Consider the following 1,134-nt stretch of genomic DNA (forward strand, 5'->3'; position numbering starts at 1 on the left):
GTCGTGGGCGGCGGGGTGAGGGGGACGAGCGGCAGCGACTGGGTGCTGCCGGGCAGCCGGGGGGCCGCCACGGACTCGGAAGCGGGCGCGGGGGCCGCGGAGGCGCTGTTCGCCAGGCCGCCGGGCGCGGTCAGCGGCAGCACCGCGGCCGCTGCGCACGCGACGCCGATCGATGACGCAATGAATGCACGCATAAATCCGATATTGGACACACGGGATATGGCTGTCTAACGGGGAGCTGACACCCGGTCGCCCTGAGTCGCGCTCACCGGGCACCGCGGGCACCCCCGTTCCGGCGCCTCCGGACGGCTGCCCGCGTACCCTGGCGCCGATGAACACCACCGATCGCACCCCTGCCGACCTGCTGCGATCCGCGCTCGCCGCGGACGCCGCCCGCCCGCTGGTGACCTTCTACGACGACGCCACCGGCGAGCGCGTCGAACTCTCCGTCGCCACCCTCGCCAATTGGGTGGCGAAGACGGCCAACCTCCTGCAGGGCGAGCTGTCCGCCGAGCCCGGCGACCGGCTCGCGCTGCTGCTGCCCGCCCACTGGCAGACCGCGGTCTGGCTGCTGGCCTGCTCCTCCACCGGAGTCGTCGCCGAACTGCCCGCCGACCCCGCCGACGCGGACTCGGTCTCCTCCCTCGCCGCGTCCGCCGACCTCGTCGTCAGCGGCCCGGACACCCTGGAGGCGGCCCGCGCCTGCACCGGCGAGCGCATCGCGCTCAGCCTGCGCCCCCTGGGCGGCCGCTTCCCCCGGCCGCCCGAGGGCTTCACCGACTACGCCGTCGAGGTGCCGGGCCAGGGCGACCACTTCGCCCCCTTCTCCCCCGTCGACCCGGACGCGCCCGCGCTGGTCGTCGGCGGCCGGGAGCTGACCGGGGCGCAGGTCGTCGAACGCGCCCGCGCCGACGCCGGGGCGCGCGGACTCGGCCCCGGCGCACGGCTGCTGTCGGGACTGCCGTACGACACCTGGGAGGGGCTGTCCGCCGGGCTGTTCGCCCCGCTGGCCACCGGGGGCTCGGTCGTGCTCTGCCGCCATCTGGACCGTCTGGACGCGGCGGGGCTGGAGGAGCGCGGGCGGAGCGAGCGCATCACCCACACGGCCGACTGACCCACCGTCGGGCGCACCCG

Annotated in this window: 1 protein-coding gene and 1 pseudogene; one reads left to right on the plus strand and one right to left on the minus strand. The window is 76.1% G+C overall.

Annotation, left to right across the window (positions count from 1 at the left end):
• A pseudogene (locus tag L7D48_RS28965) lies at positions 1 to 194 on the minus strand (N-acetylmuramoyl-L-alanine amidase); the annotation flags it as partial.
• A gap of 137 nt (positions 195 to 331) precedes the next feature.
• Here L7D48_RS28965 and L7D48_RS28970 point away from each other — a divergent pair.
• Positions 332 to 1,114, plus strand: a complete 783-nt coding sequence (locus L7D48_RS28970) for a TIGR03089 family protein (RefSeq protein ID WP_237884092.1) — start codon at positions 332 to 334, stop codon at positions 1,112 to 1,114.
• Positions 1,115 to 1,134 lie beyond the last annotated feature (20 nt).

This window comes from Streptomyces sp. ICN903, from assembly GCF_022015835.1.
In the GTDB taxonomy this organism is placed as follows: domain Bacteria; phylum Actinomycetota; class Actinomycetes; order Streptomycetales; family Streptomycetaceae; genus Streptomyces; species Streptomyces fenghuangensis.

Excerpts from the sequence above, each read along its gene's own strand:
- L7D48_RS28970 (WP_237884092.1), top strand. The coding sequence starts at position 332 with ATGAACACCACCGATCGCACCCCTGCCGACCTGCTGCGATCCGCGCTC.